General features: G+C 55.7%; 19 protein-coding genes. 18 read left to right on the top strand and 1 reads right to left on the bottom strand.

Features of this window, described 5'->3' with window-relative positions:
* The first annotated feature begins 7 nt into the window (after positions 1–7).
* From atpB to AFK63_RS18440, 17 genes are all read left to right on the top strand, one after another.
* Positions 8–826 carry a F0F1 ATP synthase subunit A gene (gene atpB, locus AFK63_RS18520; RefSeq protein WP_038866419.1) on the top strand — a complete coding sequence of 273 codons (819 nt, stop codon included), beginning with the start codon at positions 8–10 and terminating at the stop codon, positions 824–826.
* Between the two features lie 50 nt (positions 827–876).
* Positions 877–1,116, top strand: coding sequence for a F0F1 ATP synthase subunit C (gene atpE / locus AFK63_RS18515; protein WP_000429386.1), 240 nt, complete (start codon positions 877–879; stop codon positions 1,114–1,116).
* Between the two features lie 64 nt (positions 1,117–1,180).
* Positions 1,181–1,651 (top strand): F0F1 ATP synthase subunit B, encoded by a 471-nt coding sequence (atpF, locus tag AFK63_RS18510; RefSeq protein WP_004386171.1) that lies wholly within the window; start codon positions 1,181–1,183, stop codon positions 1,649–1,651.
* A 14-nt stretch (positions 1,652–1,665) separates the two neighbouring features.
* Positions 1,666–2,199: a F0F1 ATP synthase subunit delta gene (atpH, locus tag AFK63_RS18505; protein ID WP_038866416.1), complete on the top strand. Its 534-nt coding sequence runs from the start codon at positions 1,666–1,668 to the stop codon at positions 2,197–2,199.
* Between the two features lie 12 nt (positions 2,200–2,211).
* Positions 2,212–3,753, top strand: coding sequence for a F0F1 ATP synthase subunit alpha (atpA, locus tag AFK63_RS18500; protein WP_024551308.1), 1,542 nt, complete (start codon positions 2,212–2,214; stop codon positions 3,751–3,753).
* A gap of 50 nt (positions 3,754–3,803) precedes the next feature.
* Complete coding sequence (atpG, locus tag AFK63_RS18495) at positions 3,804–4,667, top strand: F0F1 ATP synthase subunit gamma (protein ID WP_004386168.1); 864 nt, start codon at positions 3,804–3,806, stop codon at positions 4,665–4,667.
* Between the two features lie 26 nt (positions 4,668–4,693).
* The gene (atpD, locus tag AFK63_RS18490) at positions 4,694–6,076 is read left to right on the top strand and encodes a F0F1 ATP synthase subunit beta (protein ID WP_007677766.1); all 1,383 of its coding nucleotides are present in this window, start codon (positions 4,694–4,696) and stop codon (positions 6,074–6,076) included.
* Between the two features lie 20 nt (positions 6,077–6,096).
* Positions 6,097–6,516 (top strand): F0F1 ATP synthase subunit epsilon, encoded by a 420-nt coding sequence (locus tag AFK63_RS18485; RefSeq protein ID WP_038866414.1) that lies wholly within the window; start codon positions 6,097–6,099, stop codon positions 6,514–6,516.
* 645 nt (positions 6,517–7,161) lie between these two features.
* A complete protein-coding gene (glmU, locus tag AFK63_RS18480) occupies positions 7,162–8,532 on the top strand; it encodes a bifunctional UDP-N-acetylglucosamine diphosphorylase/glucosamine-1-phosphate N-acetyltransferase GlmU (protein ID WP_038866411.1) in 1,371 nt (456 codons plus the stop codon).
* 223 nt (positions 8,533–8,755) lie between these two features.
* Entirely contained in the window at positions 8,756–10,585 is a 1,830-nt protein-coding gene (gene glmS, locus AFK63_RS18475) for a glutamine--fructose-6-phosphate transaminase (isomerizing) (RefSeq protein WP_038866409.1), read from the top strand.
* Positions 10,586–10,668: 83 nt separating this feature from the next.
* Entirely contained in the window at positions 10,669–11,286 is a 618-nt protein-coding gene (locus AFK63_RS18470; RefSeq protein WP_038866406.1) for a hypothetical protein, read from the top strand.
* 252 nt (positions 11,287–11,538) lie between these two features.
* The gene (gene pstS, locus AFK63_RS18465) at positions 11,539–12,579 is read left to right on the top strand and encodes a phosphate ABC transporter substrate-binding protein PstS (protein ID WP_038866405.1); all 1,041 of its coding nucleotides are present in this window, start codon (positions 11,539–11,541) and stop codon (positions 12,577–12,579) included.
* Between the two features lie 139 nt (positions 12,580–12,718).
* The gene (gene pstC / locus AFK63_RS18460) at positions 12,719–13,678 is read left to right on the top strand and encodes a phosphate ABC transporter permease PstC (protein ID WP_038866403.1); all 960 of its coding nucleotides are present in this window, start codon (positions 12,719–12,721) and stop codon (positions 13,676–13,678) included.
* The gene (gene pstA / locus AFK63_RS18455) at positions 13,678–14,568 is read left to right on the top strand and encodes a phosphate ABC transporter permease PstA (protein WP_038866400.1); all 891 of its coding nucleotides are present in this window, start codon (positions 13,678–13,680) and stop codon (positions 14,566–14,568) included. The genes pstC and pstA overlap by 1 nt, the downstream gene beginning before the upstream one ends.
* Before the next feature lie 50 nt (positions 14,569–14,618).
* Positions 14,619–15,392 carry a phosphate ABC transporter ATP-binding protein PstB gene (gene pstB / locus AFK63_RS18450; protein WP_007734335.1) on the top strand — a complete coding sequence of 258 codons (774 nt, stop codon included), beginning with the start codon at positions 14,619–14,621 and terminating at the stop codon, positions 15,390–15,392.
* A 58-nt stretch (positions 15,393–15,450) separates the two neighbouring features.
* Positions 15,451–16,176 (top strand): phosphate signaling complex protein PhoU, encoded by a 726-nt coding sequence (gene phoU / locus AFK63_RS18445; RefSeq protein WP_007754112.1) that lies wholly within the window; start codon positions 15,451–15,453, stop codon positions 16,174–16,176.
* Between the two features lie 143 nt (positions 16,177–16,319).
* Positions 16,320–17,462, top strand: a complete 1,143-nt coding sequence (locus AFK63_RS18440; RefSeq protein WP_404825878.1) for an alpha/beta hydrolase-fold protein — start codon at positions 16,320–16,322, stop codon at positions 17,460–17,462.
* A gap of 137 nt (positions 17,463–17,599) precedes the next feature.
* Here AFK63_RS18440 and yieH read toward each other — a convergent pair whose 3' ends face one another.
* Positions 17,600–18,265 carry a 6-phosphogluconate phosphatase gene (yieH, locus tag AFK63_RS18435; protein ID WP_038866388.1) on the bottom strand — a complete coding sequence of 222 codons (666 nt, stop codon included), beginning with the start codon at positions 18,263–18,265 and terminating at the stop codon, positions 17,600–17,602.
* Positions 18,266–18,434: 169 nt separating this feature from the next.
* Between yieH and AFK63_RS18430 the strand changes: the two genes are divergently transcribed.
* A complete protein-coding gene (locus tag AFK63_RS18430; protein ID WP_038866386.1) occupies positions 18,435–19,772 on the top strand; it encodes an NCS2 family permease in 1,338 nt (445 codons plus the stop codon).
* Positions 19,773–19,777: the final 5 nt, after the last annotated feature.

Raw genomic sequence — 19,777 nt, 5'->3', positions numbered from 1 at the left:
AGGCATCATGTCTGCAGGAGAAATCTCGACGCCGCAGGATTACATAGGCCACCATCTGAATAACCTTCAGATTGACCTGCGTACATTCTCGCTGGTGGATCCGCATAACCCCCCGGCCACCTTCTGGACGCTGAATATCGACTCCATGTTCTTCTCGGTGGTGCTGGGCCTGTTATTCCTGGTTCTGTTCCGTAAAGTCGCGAAGCACGCGACCAGCGGCGTTCCGGGCAAATTCCAGACAGCGGTAGAGCTGGTTATCGGCTTTGTGCATGGTAGCGTGAAAGACATGTACCACGGCAAAAGCAAGCTTATTGCTCCGCTGGCCCTGACGATTTTCGTCTGGGTATTCCTGATGAACCTGATGGATTTGCTGCCTATCGACCTGCTGCCGTACATCGGCGAGCATGTGTTTGGCCTGCCTGCCCTGCGCGTGGTGCCGTCTGCTGACGTGAACATCACCCTCTCTATGGCGCTGGGTGTATTTATCCTGATTCTTTTCTACAGCATCAAAATGAAAGGCGTTGGCGGCTTTACCAAAGAGCTGACGCTGCAGCCGTTCAATCACCCGGTATTTATCCCGATCAACTTGATTCTGGAAGGTGTGAGCCTGCTGTCCAAACCGGTTTCTCTCGGTCTGCGACTGTTCGGCAACATGTATGCCGGTGAGCTGATTTTCATTCTGATTGCGGGTCTTCTGCCGTGGTGGTCACAGTGGATTCTGAATGTGCCGTGGGCCATTTTCCACATCCTGATCATTACGTTGCAGGCCTTCATTTTCATGGTTCTGACGATTGTCTATCTGTCGATGGCATCTGAAGAGCACTGATTTTTTACTCAACACTACTGCGTTTTAACTGAAACAAACTGGAGACTGTCATGGAAAACCTGAATATGGATCTGCTGTACATGGCTGCCGCTGTGATGATGGGTCTGGCGGCAATCGGTGCTGCGATCGGTATCGGCATCCTCGGGGGCAAATTCCTGGAAGGCGCTGCGCGCCAGCCTGATCTGATTCCTCTGCTGCGTACTCAGTTCTTTATCGTAATGGGTCTGGTGGATGCTATCCCGATGATCGCTGTGGGTCTGGGTCTGTACGTGATGTTCGCTGTCGCGTAGTAAACGAAATTGTCTGAATTAACAGGCAATATCAGAACATTAACCAGATAAGAGGCATTGTGCTGTGAATCTTAACGCAACAATCCTCGGCCAGGCCATCGCGTTTGTCCTGTTCGTTCTGTTCTGTATGAAGTACGTATGGCCGCCAATTATGGCTGCCATCGAAAAACGTCAGAAAGAAATTGCTGACGGTCTGTCTTCTGCAGAACGCGCTAAAAAGGATCTGGAGCTTGCACAGTCCAACGCGACCGACCAGCTGAAAAAAGCGAAAGCGGAAGCCCAGGTGATTATTGAGCAGGCGAACAAACGTCGCGCTCAGATCCTGGACGAAGCGAAAGCTGAAGCAGAGCAGGAACGTAACAAAATCGTGGCGCAGGCCCAGGCCGAAATCGAAGCCGAGCGTAAACGTGCCCGTGAAGAGCTGCGCAAGCAGGTTGCTATCCTGGCTGTTGCTGGCGCCGAGAAGATCATTGAACGTTCCGTGGATGAAGCTGCTAACAGCGACATCGTGAATAAACTGGTCGCTGAACTGTAAGGAGGGAGGGGCTGATGTCTGAATTTGTAACGGTAGCTCGCCCCTACGCCAAAGCAGCTTTTGACTTTGCCGTCGAACACCAAAGCCTCGACCGCTGGCAGGATATGCTGGCGTTTGCCGCTGAAGTGGCCAAAAACGAACAGATGGCTGAGCTTCTCTCTGGCGCCCTGGCGCCAGAAACGCTCGCTAAGTCGTTTATCGCAATCTGTGGTGACCAGTTAGACGCCAACGGCCAGAACCTGATTCAGGTGATGGCAGAAAATGGTCGTCTGAAGGTGCTTCCTGATGTTCTTGAGCAGTTCATTCAGTTACGCGCAGCCCTTGAGGCTACCGTTGAAGTCGAAGTGACTTCTGCCAGCGCGCTGAGCGATGAACAGCTTGCGAAAATCAGCGCCGCGATGGAAAAACGTCTGTCACGCAAAGTGAAGCTGAATTGCAAAATTGATAAGTCTGTAATGGCAGGCGTTATCATCCGTGCGGGTGATACGGTCATTGACGGCAGCGTGCGCGGCCGTCTTGAACGCCTCGCAGACGTCTTGCAGTCTTAAGGGGACTGGAGCATGCAACTGAATTCCACCGAAATCAGCGAACTGATCAAGCAGCGCATTGCTCAGTTCAATGTTGTGAGTGAAGCTCACAACGAAGGTACTATCGTTTCTGTAAGTGACGGTGTTATCCGTATCCACGGCCTGGCCGATTGTATGCAGGGTGAAATGATCTCCCTGCCGGGTAACCGTTACGCTATCGCACTGAACCTGGAGCGCGACTCCGTAGGTGCCGTAGTCATGGGGCCGTACTCTGACCTCGCCGAAGGCATGAAGGTGAAATGTACTGGCCGTATTCTGGAAGTGCCGGTTGGCCGTGGCCTGCTGGGCCGCGTTGTAAACACCCTGGGTGCGCCGATTGACGGTAAAGGTCCGGTAGAACACGATGGCTTCTCGCCAATCGAAGTTATCGCACCGGGCGTTATCGACCGTCAGTCCGTAGACCAGCCTGTACAGACCGGTTATAAGTCCGTTGACGCCATGATCCCAATCGGTCGTGGCCAGCGTGAGCTGATCATCGGCGACCGTCAGACCGGTAAAACCGCAATGGCTATCGACGCCATCATTAACCAGCGCGATTCCGGTATCAAATGCGTGTACGTGGCTATCGGCCAGAAAGCGTCCACCATTTCTAACGTGGTTCGTAAACTGGAAGAGCATGGCGCGCTGTCCAACACTATCGTTGTAGTCGCGACCGCGTCTGAATCCGCTGCGCTGCAATATCTGGCACCGTATGCCGGTTGCGCCATGGGCGAATACTTCCGCGACCGCGGCGAAGACGCGCTGATCGTTTACGATGACCTGTCCAAACAGGCTGTCGCTTACCGTCAGGTTTCCCTGCTGCTCCGTCGTCCGCCAGGACGTGAAGCATTCCCGGGCGACGTGTTCTACCTCCACTCCCGTCTGCTGGAGCGCGCATCCCGCGTTAACGCGGAATACGTTGAGAACTTCACTAAAGGTGAAGTGAAAGGTAAAACCGGCTCCCTGACCGCACTGCCGATCATCGAAACCCAGGCGGGTGACGTTTCTGCGTTCGTTCCGACCAACGTAATCTCCATTACCGATGGTCAGATCTTCCTGGAAACCAACCTGTTTAACTCCGGTATTCGTCCGGCGGTTAACCCGGGTATCTCCGTATCCCGTGTGGGTGGCGCTGCTCAGACCAAGATCATTAAGAAACTGTCCGGGGGTATTCGTACCGCGCTGGCGCAGTATCGTGAACTGGCGGCGTTCTCTCAGTTCGCTTCCGATCTGGACGAAGCCACCCGTAAACAGCTGAGCCACGGCCAGAAAGTCACTGAACTGCTGAAGCAGAAACAGTACGCGCCGATGTCTGTTGCACAGCAGGGTCTGGTACTGTTCGCGGCAGAACGCGGTTACCTCGAAGATGTGGAACTGGCGAAAATCGGCAGCTTCGAAGCCGCTCTGCTGGCTTACGCTGACCGTGACCACGCTCCGCTGATGCAAGAGATCAACCAGAACGGTGGCTATAACGATGAGATCGAAGGCAAGCTGAAAAGCCTCCTCGACTCCTTCAAAGCAACCCAGTCCTGGTAACGTCTGGCGGCTTGCTGTAAGGCAAGCCGCAAGGCATTGAGGAGAAGCTCATGGCCGGCGCAAAAGAGATACGTAGTAAGATCGCAAGCGTCCAGAACACGCAAAAGATCACTAAAGCGATGGAGATGGTCGCCGCTTCCAAAATGCGTAAATCGCAGGATCGCATGGCGGCCAGCCGTCCTTATGCAGATACCATGCGCAAAGTGATTGGTCACCTTGCTACCGGTAATCTGGAATATAAGCACCCTTACCTGGAAGAACGCGACGTTAAACGCGTGGGCTACCTGGTGGTGTCGACTGACCGTGGTCTGTGCGGCGGCTTGAACATCAACCTGTTCAAGAAACTGCTGGCGGATATGAAAGCATGGTCCGATAAAGGCGTTCAGTGCGATATCGCAATGATCGGCTCCAAAGGCGTTTCTTTCTTCAATTCAGTAGGCGGCAACATTGTGGCGCAGGTCACCGGCATGGGAGATAACCCTTCCCTGTCAGATCTGATCGGCCCGGTAAAAGTTATGCTGCAGGCTTATGATGAAGGCCGTCTGGACAAGCTTTACGTGGTCAGCAACAAATTTATTAATACCATGTCTCAGGCTCCGACTATCACTCAGCTGCTGCCGCTGCCGGCATCAGAAGACGATGAGTTGAAGCACAAATCCTGGGATTACCTGTACGAACCCGATCCGAAGGCGCTGCTGGATACCCTGCTGCGTCGCTATGTCGAATCGCAGGTTTATCAGGGTGTGGTTGAAAACCTGGCCAGCGAGCAGGCCGCACGAATGGTGGCGATGAAAGCCGCAACCGATAATGGCGGCAGCCTGATTAAAGAGCTGCAGTTGGTGTACAACAAAGCTCGTCAGGCCAGCATTACTCAGGAACTCACCGAGATCGTCTCGGGGGCCGCCGCGGTTTAACCAGGTTATTTCGTAGAGGATTCAAGATGGCTACTGGAAAGATTGTCCAGGTAATCGGCGCCGTGGTGGACGTCGAGTTCCCTCAGGATGCCGTACCGAAAGTGTACGATGCCCTTGAGGTAACGAATGGTAATGAGCGTCTGGTGCTGGAAGTCCAGCAGCAGCTCGGCGGCGGTATCGTACGTACCATCGCGATGGGCTCTTCCGACGGTCTGCGTCGTGGTCTGCCTGTTGCAGACCTTGAGCACCCGATCGAAGTGCCGGTAGGTAAAGCGACGCTGGGTCGTATCATGAACGTCCTGGGTCAGCCTATCGACATGAAAGGCGATATCGGCGAAGAAGAGCGTTGGGCGATTCACCGCGCGGCGCCGTCCTATGAAGAGCTGTCCAGCTCTCAGGAACTGCTGGAAACCGGCATCAAAGTAATCGACCTGATGTGTCCGTTCGCGAAGGGCGGTAAAGTCGGTCTGTTCGGTGGTGCGGGCGTAGGTAAAACGGTAAACATGATGGAGCTGATCCGTAACATCGCGATCGAACACTCCGGTTACTCCGTGTTTGCAGGCGTGGGCGAACGTACCCGTGAAGGTAACGACTTCTACCACGAAATGACCGACTCCAACGTTCTGGATAAAGTATCCCTGGTTTACGGCCAGATGAACGAGCCGCCGGGAAACCGTCTGCGCGTTGCGCTGACCGGTCTGACCATGGCTGAGAAATTCCGTGACGAAGGTCGTGACGTTCTGCTGTTCGTCGATAACATCTATCGTTACACCCTGGCCGGTACTGAAGTATCCGCACTGCTGGGCCGTATGCCTTCAGCGGTAGGTTATCAGCCGACCCTGGCGGAAGAGATGGGCGTTCTGCAGGAACGTATCACCTCTACCAAAACCGGTTCTATCACCTCCGTACAGGCGGTATACGTACCGGCGGATGACTTGACTGACCCGTCACCAGCCACCACCTTTGCGCACCTTGACGCAACTGTGGTACTGAGCCGTCAGATTGCTTCTCTGGGTATCTACCCGGCCGTTGACCCGCTTGATTCCACCAGCCGTCAGCTGGATCCGCTGGTGGTTGGCCAGGAGCACTACGACACCGCTCGCGGCGTACAGTCCATCCTGCAGCGTTACCAGGAACTGAAAGACATCATCGCCATCCTCGGTATGGACGAACTGTCTGAAGAAGACAAACTGGTGGTAGCTCGTGCGCGTAAAATTCAGCGCTTCCTGTCCCAGCCGTTCTTCGTGGCAGAAGTATTCACCGGTTCCCCGGGCAAATACGTTTCGCTGAAAGACACCATCCGTGGCTTTAAAGGCATCATGGAAGGCGAATACGATCATCTGCCGGAGCAGGCGTTCTACATGGTTGGCTCCATTGATGAAGCCGTGGAAAAAGCCAAAAAACTTTAACGCCTTAATCGGAGGGTGACATGGCAATGACTTACCACCTGGATGTCGTCAGCGCAGAGAAAGAGATGTTCTCTGGTCTGGTCGAAAAAATCCAGGTTACGGGTAGCGAAGGCGAGCTGGGGATTTACCCGGGCCACGCGCCGCTGCTCACCGCCATTAAGCCTGGTATGATCCGCATCGTGAAACAGCACGGCCACGAAGAGTATATCTATCTCTCCGGCGGCGTGCTGGAAGTGCAGCCGGGCAACGTAACCGTGCTGGCTGACACCGCGATTCGCGGCCAGGATCTCGACGAAGCGCGAGCCCTGGAAGCGAAACGTAAAGCGGAAGAGCATATCCGTAGCTCCCACGGTGACGTGGACTACGCTCAGGCTTCCGCTGAGCTGGCCAAGGCGATCGCCAAACTGCGCGTTATCGAGTTGACCAAAAAAGCGATGTAACACCGGCTTGAAAGTTAAAAGCCAGCCAGGGCGACCCGGCTGGCTTTTTTTATTTCCGCCGCATGAGATATGAAAAGCTGTTTTATAATTTTTGTGATTTGAGTCACAAAATATTGATCGGTTCAAAAAAGCAGCGTAGACTTGGTTTTGTGAGACGGGTCACATTTCAATCGCGGAGAGCCTGTGAAACTTATCAATAAAATTATTTCTTATTTCAATAACATGAGCGTATCTTTCGGTACTTTCAATCTGTAATCTTCCTTTGTTGCCAGCGCCTTTCAGCGCATGGCAAACCTGGAAAGGGTCGCCAGAGCGCGGCCTTTTTTGTTTTTGTACGCCACTCTTCTCTTCTGCACTTCCATTTCTCCCTTAATTCAACACCATCCGGTGGATTTTCGTCCGTTTTTACAGCGCTTTATTCCAGACGCAAAAAAACAGCATCTCTTTGTTTTCTTAAGCGATAAAATTAGCAGAGACACCCTTTAAGTTCTTTTTAGCGTTTTGGCATGCATTCAGCGCCTGCATAACATGGTAAAAAAGGATAAAAGCGGCGATTTGCCAGCAATCCGTTTTATGCTGAAAAATATGTAGAATTTCGGGCGCTAAATCGCTTTACTTCACTCACTTTCATAAGACAGGACGACTATGTCTAGCCATGCTATGAGCGTTGTGATCCTTGCCGCTGGCAAAGGCACACGCATGTACTCCGATCTTCCAAAAGTGCTGCATACCCTGGCCGGGAAGCCGATGGTGCAGCATGTTATCGACGCCGCAAAGCATGTCGGCGCGCAAAATATTCATCTGGTTTATGGGCATGGCGGCGATCTGCTGCAAAACACCCTGAAAGACGCCTCGCTCAACTGGGTGTTGCAGGCAGAACAGCTTGGTACCGGTCACGCGATGCAGCAGGCCGCGCCGTTCTTCAGCGATGATGAAGACGTGCTGATGCTCTACGGTGACGTGCCCCTGATCTCGGTCGAGACCCTGCAACAACTCTGCGCGGCGAAACCCCAGGGCGGCATCGGTCTGTTGACCGTCAAGCTTGACGACCCGACCGGCTATGGTCGCATCACTCGCGAGAACGGCAAGGTCTCCGGCATTGTTGAGCATAAAGATGCCAGCGATGAACAACGCCAGATCAATGAAATCAATACCGGCATTCTGGTTGCCAACGGCGCGGACCTGAAGCGCTGGCTGGGGCAGCTCAATAACAACAATGCGCAGGGTGAATACTACATCACTGACATCATCGCGATGGCCTGGAATGAAGGCCGTGAGATAGCGGCAGTGCATCCGCAGCGTTTAAGCGAAGTGGAAGGTGTAAACAACCGTTTGCAGCTGTCGCGACTTGAGCGCGTCTATCAGGCCGAGCAGGCGGAAAAACTGCTGCTGGCGGGCGTCATGCTGCGCGACCCGGCGCGTTTCGATTTGCGCGGTACGTTGAAGCATGGGCGGGATGTCGAGATCGACGCTAACGTCATTATTGAAGGCGATGTCGTACTGGGCGATCGCGTGAAGATTGGCGCGGGCTGTGTAATCAAAAACAGCACTATTGGCGATGACTGCGAGATAAGCCCCTACAGCGTGGTAGAAGACGCGCGTCTCGACGCCGCCTGCACTATCGGGCCGTTCGCGCGTCTGCGTCCGGGCGCCGAGCTACTGGAAGGCGCACACGTCGGCAACTTCGTCGAGATGAAAAAAGCGCGGCTGGGCAAAGGTTCTAAAGCGGGTCACCTGACCTATCTGGGCGACGCGGAGATTGGCGATAACGTCAATATCGGCGCGGGCACGATCACCTGCAACTACGATGGCGCCAACAAGCACAAAACCCTTATCGGCGACGACGTGTTTGTCGGCTCCGACACCCAACTGGTGGCGCCGGTGACCGTCGCCAAAGGCGCGACCATCGCCGCCGGCACCACCGTCACGCGCAATATTGCGGAGAACGAGCTGGTGCTCACCCGTGTGCCGCAGGTGCATAAGCAGGGCTGGCGTCGCCCGGTGAAGAAAAAGTAACAACACGGCGGGGGCGCTACGCTTGTCCGCGCTGTTATTGCGTTTGCCTGACAGGTCTGACGGCCATCAGGCAAACCCGGGTGAGGAGATAACAATAATCTCCCCCCACAAGCAGTACCTATAACGATAACCCCACTCTCTACAAGGCTCGGGGCGCCCGGAAAACGGGTAAACACAGGTCGTCGACAACGCATGGCGAAATGCCATTGTCAGGAACTTAATTATGTGTGGAATTGTTGGCGCAGTCGCGCAACGTGATATTGCTGAAATCCTTCTCGAAGGCTTACGTCGTCTTGAGTACCGCGGTTATGACTCCGCCGGTCTCGCGGTCGTGGACAGCGCCGGGCATATGACCCGCCTGCGCCGTCTCGGCAAAGTGCAGATGCTGGTTCAGGCGGCGGAAGAACATCCGCTGCATGGCGGCACGGGTATTGCCCACACCCGCTGGGCGACCCACGGCGAACCGTCTGAAGGCAACGCGCATCCGCATGTCTCCGGGCATATCGTGGTGGTGCATAACGGCATTATCGAAAACCACGAGCCGCTGCGCGAGCTGCTGAAAACGCGCGGCTACGAATTTGTCACCGAAACCGATACTGAAGTGATCGCGCACCTGGTGCACTGGGAGCTGGAGCAGGGCGGCACGCTGCGTGAAGCCGTACTGCGCGCCATTCCTCAGTTGCGCGGCGCTTACGGCACCGTCATCATGGATAACCGCGATCCGAGCGTCCTGCTGGCCGCCCGTTCCGGCAGCCCGCTGGTGATTGGCCTTGGCATGGGCGAGAACTTTATCGCCTCCGATCAGCTGGCGCTGCTGCCGGTGACTCGCCGCTTTATTTTCCTCGAGGAGGGCGATATCGCCGAAGTCACGCGCCGTTCGGTCGCGATTTTCAATACCCAGGGCGACGCGGTTTCCCGTCCGGAAATCGAATCCAGTGTGCAGTATGACGCCGGCGATAAAGGCATCTACCGCCACTACATGCAAAAAGAGATCTACGAGCAGCCGAACGCGATTAAAAACACGCTCGCTGGGCGCATCAGCCACGGCGAAGTGGATTTAAGCGAACTCGGCCCGAACGCCGATGAACTTCTGTCTCAGGTCGAGCATATCCAGATTGTCGCCTGCGGTACCTCGTACAACTCCGGCATGGTCTCTCGCTACTGGTTTGAAGCGCTGGCAGGCGTACCGTGCGATGTCGAAATCGCCTCGGAATTCCGTTATCGCAAATCTGCCGTGCGCCGCAACAGCCTGATGATCACGCTGTCGCAGTCCGGCGAAACCGCAGATACGCTGGCGGCGTTGCGTCTGTCCAAAGAGCTGGGCTATCTTGGCTCGCTGGCCATCTGCAACGTGCCGGGCTCGTCGCTGGTGCGCGAGTCTTCGCTGGCGTTGATGACCAAAGCCGGTACGGAAATCGGCGTGGCGTCTACTAAAGCGTTTACCACTCAGCTGACCGTTCTGCTGATGCTGGTGGCGAAACTCAGCCGCCTGAAAGGCGCGGACGCGTCCATCGAGCACGATATTGTTCACGGTCTGCAGGCGCTGCCAAGCCGTATCGAGCAGATGCTCTCTCAGGACAAACGCATTGAGGCGCTGGCGGAAGATTTCTCCGACAAGCACCACGCCCTGTTCCTTGGCCGCGGCGATCAGTATCCGATCGCGCTGGAAGGCGCCCTGAAGCTCAAAGAGATCTCTTACATTCACGCCGAGGCGTATGCGGCAGGTGAGCTCAAGCACGGCCCGCTGGCGCTGATCGATGCCGATATGCCCGTTATCGTGGTGGCGCCGAACAACGAACTGCTGGAAAAGCTGAAGTCCAATATCGAAGAAGTCCGCGCCCGTGGCGGCGTGCTGTACGTCTTCGCCGATCAGGATGCCGGTTTCAGCAGCAGCGACACCATGAACATCATCCCGATGCCGCATGTTGAGGAGGTTATCGCGCCGATTTTCTACACGGTTCCGCTGCAGCTGCTGGCGTACCACGTCGCACTGATCAAAGGGACCGACGTTGACCAGCCGCGTAACCTGGCGAAGTCTGTCACCGTGGAATAATCCTTTTTCACGCGTATGCTTCTCTGAAGAGGTTGCCGTCCGGCAGCCTCTTTTTTTATCAACATCAGGGAAATGGATGTGTTATGTCGTTTATGCAGCGCTTGGCCGGCATGCGGTTTTACCAGCTCATCATCTATAGCGCTGAAGTGGATGACGATATCGCGCATCGCAGGCTGCATCAGCTGAAGCTCAAAATGGCGCAGCGCCAGCATCTGCCGAAAGCCCGCTTCATCGGCACCTCGTCGTTTTATCATGTGCTGGTGGGCAGCACCTACATGATGCTCTTTAGCGCGGCACTGAATGTCGCGGCGCTGCGCCCGCCCTTTCCGCCGCTCTGGATTTTTGGCGGAGTTCTCTGGCTGATACTGCTGATGGCGGTTGCGTTTATGGTTGAAAAAGGGCGCCGCAGCGGGCTTAAGTTGCTTCTCTTCGCCTGGGTATTCCATCTGTCGTTAAGCGGAGCCGCACTGGGTGTCGGGCTGGTGCGCTGGCCTTTTTCGTGGGTGTTCTGGTTATGCTGGGGCGGGGGCGTTTTGATGGTGTGGCTGGCCTGGCGGATGATGAACAGTCGCGAAATGTTTACGCTCGTTCACTGGTGTCTGGCGAATAAAATGCGTCGCATCCATACCAAAGAACTTCAACGCCCATCAGAAAAACGTGCGTTGAAGCGAAGAAAAAACCGTGAAATGCGGAACAGATAATGCGCACGCATTTATGACAAATCGCCGTTTTAGACTACTTTTACTGTGTCATAAAAAGAAAATTTTTCCTTCATCTCTGTGTCATAAAACTGCGTAATTTATTGAATTAAATATATTTTATTTAAGCTAAACTCGCGGGTCCGGCGCTGTCATAAAACTGTCATAATTCGTACATTTATCTGTCACCAAACTGTCCTATTTTGCTCACCGTAGCCACGAAACAATAAATTACGAACACCAGCAGGAGACATTATGAAAGTTATGCGTACCACCGTCGCAACTGTTGTCGCCGCGACCTTTTCCCTGAGCGCTTTCTCCGCTTTCGCGGCAGCAAGTCTGACTGGCGCGGGCGCAACATTCCCGGCGCCGGTGTATGCCAAATGGGCGGATACCTACCAGAAAGAAACGGGTAACAAGGTAAACTACCAGGGTATCGGCTCCTCCGGTGGCGTGAAACAAATCATTGCTAACACTGTTGATTTTGGTGCTTCTGACGCACCGCTTTCCGACGAAAAATTACAGCAAGAAGGTCTTTTCCAGTTCCCGACCGTGATCGGCGGCGTGGTGCTGGCGGTTAACCTGCCAGGCTTCAAGTCTGGCGAACTGGTGCTGGATGGTAAAACCCTCGGCGACATCTACCTTGGCAAAATCAAGAAGTGGGATGACGAGGCTATCGCCAAACTGAACCCGGGCAAAAAACTGCCTTCGCAGAACATCGCTGTGGTGCGCCGCGCTGACGGTTCCGGTACTTCCTTCGTTTTCACCAGCTACCTGGCGAAAGTGAACGAAGAGTGGAAATCGAAAATCGGCTCTGGCTCTACCGTTAACTGGCCGACCGGCCTTGGCGGTAAAGGTAATGACGGCATCGCCGCGTTCGTACAGCGTCTGCCGGGCTCTATCGGCTACGTCGAATACGCTTATGCCAAGCAGAACAACCTGACCTACACCAAACTGGTTTCTGCTGACGGCAAGCCGGTCGCGCCGACCGAAGAGAGCTTCTCTAACGCCGCCAAAGGCGTGGACTGGAGCAAATCCTTCGCCCAGGACCTGACCAACCAGAAAGGCGACGACGCGTGGCCTATCACCTCCACCACCTTCATTCTGGTTCACAAAGAGCAGAAGAAACCTGAGCAGGGCGCCGAAGTGCTGAAGTTCTTCGACTGGGCCTACAAGTCAGGCGCGAAACAGGCTAATGACCTGGATTACGCCTCTCTGCCGGACAGCGTGGTTGAGCAGGTTCGCGCCGCATGGAAAACCAACGTGAAAGACAGCAGCGGTAAAGCGCTGTATTGATCGAGATTTACCGATGATGGCGGGTGGCGCTTCGCTTATCCGCCCTACAAAAATCCGGTAACATACTGTTTTTTGTAGGCCCGGTACGCATCACGCTGCCGGGCATCATTCAAAACAGAGTTTAACTGAAGAGTGAAATATGGCTGCCACCAAGCCTGTATTTAACCCCCCAGGTAAAAAGGGCGATATGATCTTCAGCGCGCTGGTCCGACTGGCTGCGCTGATTGTGCTATTGCTGCTGGGCGGAATTATTGTGTCGCTGATCTTCTCTTCCTGGCCGAGCATGGAAAAATTTGGTTTTTCCTTCCTCTGGAATAAGGAATGGGACGCGCCGAACGAAACCTTTGGCGCGCTGGTGCCGATTTACGGCACGCTGGTGACCTCTTTTATTGCGCTGCTGATCGCGGTTCCCGTGAGCTTCGGCATCGCGCTGTTCCTGACCGAACTGGCACCCGGCTGGCTGAGACGCCCGCTGGGCATCGCTATTGAACTGCTGGCGGCTATCCCGAGTATCGTGTACGGCATGTGGGGCCTGTTTATCTTCGCGCCGCTGTTCGCGACCTGGTTCCAGGAGCCGGTCGGCAATGTGCTCTCCAACATTCCGTTTATCGGCGCGCTCTTCTCCGGCCCGGCGTTCGGTATCGGCATTCTGGCGGCAGGCGTTATTCTCGCCATCATGATTATTCCTTACATCGCCGCGGTAATGCGTGATGTGTTCGAACAGACCCCGGTGATGATGAAAGAGTCGGCTTACGGTATCGGCTGCACCACCTGGGAAGTTATCTGGCGCATCGTGCTGCCGTTCACCAAAAACGGCGTCATCGGCGGCGTAATGCTGGGGCTTGGCCGCGCGCTCGGTGAAACGATGGCGGTCACTTTTATCATCGGCAACACCTACCAGCTCGACAGCGCCTCGCTCTTTATGCCGGGCAACAGCATCACTTCCGCGCTGGCGAATGAGTTTGCCGAAGCGGAATCGGGCCTGCACGTCGCGGCGTTGATGGAGCTTGGCCTGATCCTCTTTGTGATCACCTTTATCGTCCTGGCCGTTTCACGACTGATGATTATGCGTCTGGCGAAAAACGAGGGGGCGCGCTAATGGCGACTATCGAACTGCAAACCCCTACGGCGCTGGCGGAATCACGCCGTAAAATGCAGGCGAAGCGGCGCATGAAAAACCGCATCGCTCTCACGCTCTCGATGGCGACGATGGCGTTCGGCCTGTTCTGGCTTATCTGGATCTTATTCTCCACGGTATCACGCGGTTTCGACGGCATGTCGCTGGCGCTGTTCACCGAAATGACGCCGCCGCCGAACACCGCGGGCGGCGGGCTGGCGAACGCCCTTGCGGGCAGCGGCCTGTTGATCCTTTGGGCGACGGTTATCGGTACGCCGCTTGGCATCATGGCAGGGATTTATCTGGCGGAATATGGCCGGAAGTCGTTCCTCGCTGAAGTCATCCGCTTTATCAACGACATTCTGCTCTCCGCGCCGTCTATCGTGGTGGGGCTGTTCGTCTACACCATCGTGGTGGCACAGATGGAGCACTTCTCCGGCTGGGCGGGCGTTATCGCGCTGGCGCTGCTGCAAGTGCCGATTGTAATCCGCACCACCGAGAACATGCTCAAGCTGGTGCCGGACAGCCTGCGTGAAGCGGCTTACGCGCTTGGCACGCCGAAGTGGAAGATGATCTCCGCCATTACGCTTAAAGCGTCCGTGTCAGGCATTCTGACCGGCGTGCTGCTGGCTGTGGCGCGTATCGCGGGCGAAACCGCCCCGCTGCTCTTTACCGCGCTCTCTAACCAGTTCTGGAGCACGGATATGATGCAGCCTATCGCCAACCTGCCGGTGACGATTTTCAAATTCGCCATGAGCCCGTTCGCCGAATGGCAACAGCTGGCCTGGGCTGGCGTGCTGATTATCACCCTTTGCGTTCTGCTGCTGAATATCCTGGCGCGCGTGCTGTTCGCCAAACGTAAACACGGTTAATTTTTTGACGGCGTGGCGTATCGCGACGCCGGATAAGGAAAACGATTGAGATGAGTATGGTTAATACGACCCCGAGCAAGATTCAGGTTCGCGATTTGAACTTCTACTACGGGAAATTCCATGCCCTGAAAAACATCAGCCTGGATATCGCCAAAAACGAAGTGACCGCCTTTATCGGTCCGTCCGGCTGCGGTAAATCCACGCTGCTGCGCACCTTCAACAAGATGTTCGAGCTCTATCCGGAGCAGCGCGCAGAAGGCGAAATCCTGCTGGATGGCGAAAACATTCTGAACCACGCCCAGGACATCGCGCTGCTGCGCGCCAAAGTGGGCATGGTGTTCCAGAAGCCGACGCCGTTCCCGATGTCCATTTACGACAACATTGCCTTCGGCGTGCGCCTGTTTGAGAAGCTCTCCCGCGCCGATATGGACGAGCGCGTGCAGTGGGCGTTGACCAAAGCCGCATTATGGAATGAAACCAAAGATAAACTGCACCAGAGCGGGTACTCTCTCTCCGGTGGTCAGCAGCAGCGTCTGTGCATCGCACGCGGTATCGCGATTCGCCCTGAAGTGCTGCTGCTTGATGAGCCGTGTTCCGCGCTGGACCCGATCTCCACCGGCCGTATCGAAGAGCTCATCACCGAGCTTAAGCAGGATTACACCGTGGTTATCGTGACGCACAACATGCAGCAGGCGGCGCGCTGTTCCGATCACACGGCGTTTATGTACCTCGGCGAGCTGATCGAGTTCAGCAATACAGACGATCTCTTCACCAAGCCGAAAATGAAACAAACCGAAGACTATATTACCGGTCGCTACGGTTGATATGCCCTGATATCTCATGTGGGCCGCTTTTGAATTTATCGGGCATGTGGAGTGCTAAATGGATAATCTGAATCTGAACAAACATATTTCCGGTCAGTTCAACGCTGAACTGGAATACATTCGCACCCAGGTGATGACGATGGGTGGGCTGGTAGAGCAGCAGCTCTCCGATGCGATCACCGCCATGCACAACCAGGACAGCGAACTGGCCAAACGCGTCATCGACGGCGATAAAAAGGTCAACATGATGGAAGTGGCGATCGATGAAGCGTGCGTGCGCATCATCGCCAAACGCCAGCCGACCGCAAGCGATCTGCGCCTGGTGATGGCCATCATTAAAACTATCGCCGAGCTGGAGCGCATCGGCGACGTGGCGGATAAAATCTGCCGCACCGCGCTGGAAAAATTCTCCCAGCAGCATCAGCCGCTGCTGGTCAGCCTCGAATCGCTGGGTCGCCATACCGTACAGATGCTCCACGACGTGCTGGACGCCTTCGCGCGTATGGATCTTGATGAAGCGGTACGTATTTATCGCGAAGATAAAAAAGTGGATCAGGAGTATGAAGGCATCGTGCGTCAACTGATGACCTACATGATGGAAGATTCCCGCACCATTCCAAGCGTGCTGACCGCGCTGTTCTGCGCCCGCTCTATCGAGCGTATCGGCGACCGCTGCCAGAATATCTGCGAATACATTTTCTATTTCGTGAAGGGCCAGGATTTCCGCCACGTCGGCGGCGATGAGCTGGATAAACTGCTCGCCGGTAAAGATCCGAAAGAATAAGCCTGCCGCCCTCGCCGCGCGCGAGGGCTTTTTTGGGGCAAAGATCGCCCCTTTTGCGGATTTTACTCAATACTATAAGGGGTTACCGAGCCCGTTATAAAAAGGACAAATCCGTGAAATTACCTTCCCGTACCGCTCTCGCTATCGCCGCCCTGATAGGCTGCGCCAGTTTGCCTGTCTACAGCGCGCCGCTACCAGCCACGCCCGACCCGTCCATTCCGGTCAGCCATTACATCACCCAGGTGAATCCGGATAAATCGATCACCTTCCGCCTGTTCGCGCCCGGTGCGCAGCGCGTGGCGGTAGTGCTCGGCGCGACGGCGGACAGTCAGGTATCGCATGAGATGCGCAAAGAGGCGAACGGCGTCTGGAGCTGGAAAAGCGCGCCGCTGAAGCCGGATCTGCATGAGTATTTCTTTGATGTTGACGGCTTTCGCTCCATCGATACCGGCAACCCGTATGTCAAACCGCAGCGTCAGCCCAATACCTCGCTAATTCTGGTGCCGGGCAGCATTATTGATGACCGGGCGGTGCCGCACGGCGAATTGCGCACGCTGACCTACCATTCCGGCGCGCTGAAATCGGAGCGTCGGGTATATGTCTGGACGCCGCCGGGCTACAGCCATGAAAGCGAGCCGCTGCCGGTGCTCTACTTCTATCACGGCTTTGGCGATACCGGGCTTTCCGCCGTGACTCAGGGCCGTATTCCGCAAATGATGGATAATCTGCTGGCGGAAGGAAAAATCAAGCCGATGCTGGTGGTTATCCCGGATACCGAAACGGATATCGCCGACGCGGTGCCGGAGAATTTCCCGCCTGCCGAGCGACGTAAAGACTTTTACCCAATCAACGCCCGCGCGGCGGATAAAGAGCTGATGAACGACATTATTCCGCTGATCGGGCAGCAATTTAACGTGCGTCAGGACGCGCAGGGGCGCGCGCTGGCAGGGCTTTCACAGGGCGGTTATCAGGCGCTGGTATCGGGTATGACGCATCTGCAGAGCTTTGGCTGGCTGGCGTCGTTGAGCGGCGTTACCACCGCCACGGTGCCAAACGACGATGTAACGAAGCAACTGTCCCGCGCGGACGAAGTAAACAGCCAGCTGCGTAACTTCACGCTGGTCGTGGGCGATAAAGATAGCGTGACGGGCCGGGATATCGCCGGGCTGAAAACCGAGCTTGAGCGCGACGGCGTGAAATTCGACTATCACGTCTATCCGGGGCTTGGCCATGAAATGGCGGTGTGGCGCCCGGCCTATGCCGAATGGGTGCAGAAGATCTTTTAACGGGAGTCAATGTCGAGCGGTGGGTGCGCTGACGCTTACCCACCTGTACGCCACATCCAACCGCATCTCGCAGGGCGGGTATGAAACACCCCCGCCATAACATTCAATACGCCTGGGCACCCGCGTTAACCCGAGGGTTAACGCGTCACCTCCCAGCCGCGCGCCCGCCACAATTCTGGCAGCTGCGCTAAATCAGTAAACACCGTCACATTAGGGTGTTCGAGCGGCGGGTTATGCGGGTCGGCGCAGAAATAAAACACCTGCATCCCGGCGGCGATACCGGCTTTCGCGCCCGCGGCGGAATCATCCACCAGAATACAGTGCTCCACATTCACCTGCATCGCATCGGCGGCAAAATGCATCAACGCCGGGTCGGGCTTCCAGCGCTGGATATCGTAGCCGCTAAATAGCTTGTCCGTGAAATACCCTGACATGCCCGTTTTGCCGAGAGACTGCTGCATTTTGCTCACCGGGCCGTTCGAGACGATGCACATCGGCACATTCATCTTCGCAAGGAGCGCCGCCGCGCCTGGGATCTCTTCCAGCTCGGCGTCGAAAAGACGCGCAACTTCTGCGCGGTAAACAGGTTCGAGCTCGGCTTTTTGCAGGTTCACGCCATATTCGTCATTGATCGTGTCAATGATTTCGTAGAGCTTTACGCCTTTGAAGCGTTTAAAAACCTCGTCCAGCTCAAGCGTAATGCCCGCCCGGGCAAACATATGCACATAAGCGCGGGAGCAGATAACTTCGCTATCCACCAGCGTGCCGTCGCAGTCGAAAAATACCGCTTCAATTCGGGACATGCCGTTTCCTGTTGTTGCAAGTTGAACGTTTACTCTAAGCGCTTTGCGTCACGCAATCGATGCCGTATAAGCAAATTCAATGAAAAAAAGTGTGCGACGACCATCAACACGGAGGCGTTTTGGTATAGGATAGCGACGAATTTTTCCCCTCCTTGTACGGAATTAGAGAATGAGCCAACAACAGACGTCCCAGGCCGAAGGGCAGGGATTGCTTGAGCGCGTGTTCAAATTACGCGCGCACGGCACCACGGCCCGCACCGAGGTCATTGCCGGGGTCACCACCTTCCTGACGATGGTGTATATCGTTTTTGTTAACCCGCAAATCCTCGGCGCGGCTGGCATGGACACCAGCGCGGTATTCGTTACGACCTGTCTTATCGCCGCCTTCGGCAGCATTCTGATGGGCCTGCTGGCGAACCTGCCGGTGGCGCTGGCGCCTGCGATGGGCCTGAACGCCTTCTTCGCGTTCGTGGTGGTTGGCGCGATGGGCCTCTCCTGGCAGGTGGGCATGGGCGCGATTTTCTGGGGCGCGGTTGGCCTGCTGCTGCTGACGATTTTCCGCGTGCGCTACTGGATGATCGCCAATATCCCGGTAAGCCTGCGTATCGGCATCACCAGCGGTATCGGTCTGTTTATCGGCATGATGGGGCTTAAAAACGCAGGCGTTATCGTCGCGAACCCGGAGACGCTGGTCGCTATCGGCAACCTCACCTCCCACACCACGCTGCTGGGCGTTCTGGGCTTCTTTATCATCGCCATTCTCGCCTCGCGCAATATTCACGCGGCGGTGCTGGTCTCTATCGTTGTGACCACGCTGCTGGGCCTGGCGTTTGGCGACGTGCAGTTCAAAGGCGTCGTGTCAGAGCCGCCGAGCGTGATGACGGTGCTCGGCCATGTCGATCTCGCGGGCTCGCTGGATATCGGCCTCGCGGGCGTGATTTTCTCGTTTATGCTGGTAAACCTCTTCGACTCCTCCGGCACGCTTATCGGCGTAACCGATAAAGCCGGGCTTGCAGATGAAAGCGGCAAGTTCCCGCGCATGAAGCAGGCGCTGTATGTGGACAGTATCTCGTCCGTCGCGGGCTCGTTTATTGGCACCTCTTCCGTGACCGCGTATATCGAATCCTCGTCCGGCGTCTCCATTGGCGGGCGCACCGGCCTTACCGCCGTCGTTGTCGGCCTGCTGTTCCTGCTGGTGATTTTCCTGTCGCCGCTCGCAGGTATGGTGCCGCCTTACGCCGCCGCTGGCGCGCTGATTTACGTGGGCGTGCTGATGACTTCCAGCCTGTCGCGCGTGAAGTGGGACGACCTGACCGAAGCGGTGCCGGCATTTATCACCGCCGTTATGATGCCGTTCAGCTTCTCCATCACCGAAGGTATCGCGCTCGGCTTTATCTCCTACTGCGTGATGAAAATTTTCACCGGTCGCCTGCGCGATCTGAACGCCTGCGTGCTGGTCGTGGCGCTGCTGTTCCTGTTGAAAATCGTCTTTATCGACGCGCACTAATTAAA

Source organism: Cronobacter muytjensii ATCC 51329 (assembly GCF_001277195.1).
GTDB classification, from domain to species: Bacteria; Pseudomonadota; Gammaproteobacteria; order Enterobacterales; family Enterobacteriaceae; genus Cronobacter; species Cronobacter muytjensii.
This window is presented reverse-complemented; position numbering and strand designations above follow the sequence as displayed.

What these genes read in the sequence shown, in the direction of transcription:
- atpB (WP_038866419.1), top strand. Translation starts at nt 8, where the DNA reads ATGTCTGCAGGAGAAATCTCGACGCCGCAGGATTACATAGGCCACCAT.
- atpE (WP_000429386.1), top strand. Translation starts at nt 877, where the DNA reads ATGGAAAACCTGAATATGGATCTGCTGTACATGGCTGCCGCTGTGATG.
- atpH (WP_038866416.1), top strand. Translation starts at nt 1,666, where the DNA reads ATGTCTGAATTTGTAACGGTAGCTCGCCCCTACGCCAAAGCAGCTTTT.
- atpA (WP_024551308.1), top strand. Translation starts at nt 2,212, where the DNA reads ATGCAACTGAATTCCACCGAAATCAGCGAACTGATCAAGCAGCGCATT.
- atpG (WP_004386168.1), top strand. Translation starts at nt 3,804, where the DNA reads ATGGCCGGCGCAAAAGAGATACGTAGTAAGATCGCAAGCGTCCAGAAC.
- atpD (WP_007677766.1), top strand. Translation starts at nt 4,694, where the DNA reads ATGGCTACTGGAAAGATTGTCCAGGTAATCGGCGCCGTGGTGGACGTC.
- AFK63_RS18485 (WP_038866414.1), top strand. Translation starts at nt 6,097, where the DNA reads ATGGCAATGACTTACCACCTGGATGTCGTCAGCGCAGAGAAAGAGATG.
- glmU (WP_038866411.1), top strand. Translation starts at nt 7,162, where the DNA reads ATGTCTAGCCATGCTATGAGCGTTGTGATCCTTGCCGCTGGCAAAGGC.
- glmS (WP_038866409.1), top strand. Translation starts at nt 8,756, where the DNA reads ATGTGTGGAATTGTTGGCGCAGTCGCGCAACGTGATATTGCTGAAATC.
- AFK63_RS18470 (WP_038866406.1), top strand. Translation starts at nt 10,669, where the DNA reads ATGTCGTTTATGCAGCGCTTGGCCGGCATGCGGTTTTACCAGCTCATC.
- pstS (WP_038866405.1), top strand. Translation starts at nt 11,539, where the DNA reads ATGAAAGTTATGCGTACCACCGTCGCAACTGTTGTCGCCGCGACCTTT.
- pstC (WP_038866403.1), top strand. Translation starts at nt 12,719, where the DNA reads ATGGCTGCCACCAAGCCTGTATTTAACCCCCCAGGTAAAAAGGGCGAT.
- pstA (WP_038866400.1), top strand. Translation starts at nt 13,678, where the DNA reads ATGGCGACTATCGAACTGCAAACCCCTACGGCGCTGGCGGAATCACGC.
- pstB (WP_007734335.1), top strand. Translation starts at nt 14,619, where the DNA reads ATGAGTATGGTTAATACGACCCCGAGCAAGATTCAGGTTCGCGATTTG.
- phoU (WP_007754112.1), top strand. Translation starts at nt 15,451, where the DNA reads ATGGATAATCTGAATCTGAACAAACATATTTCCGGTCAGTTCAACGCT.
- yieH (WP_038866388.1), bottom strand. Translation starts at nt 18,265, where the DNA reads ATGTCCCGAATTGAAGCGGTATTTTTCGACTGCGACGGCACGCTGGTG.
- AFK63_RS18430 (WP_038866386.1), top strand. Translation starts at nt 18,435, where the DNA reads ATGAGCCAACAACAGACGTCCCAGGCCGAAGGGCAGGGATTGCTTGAG.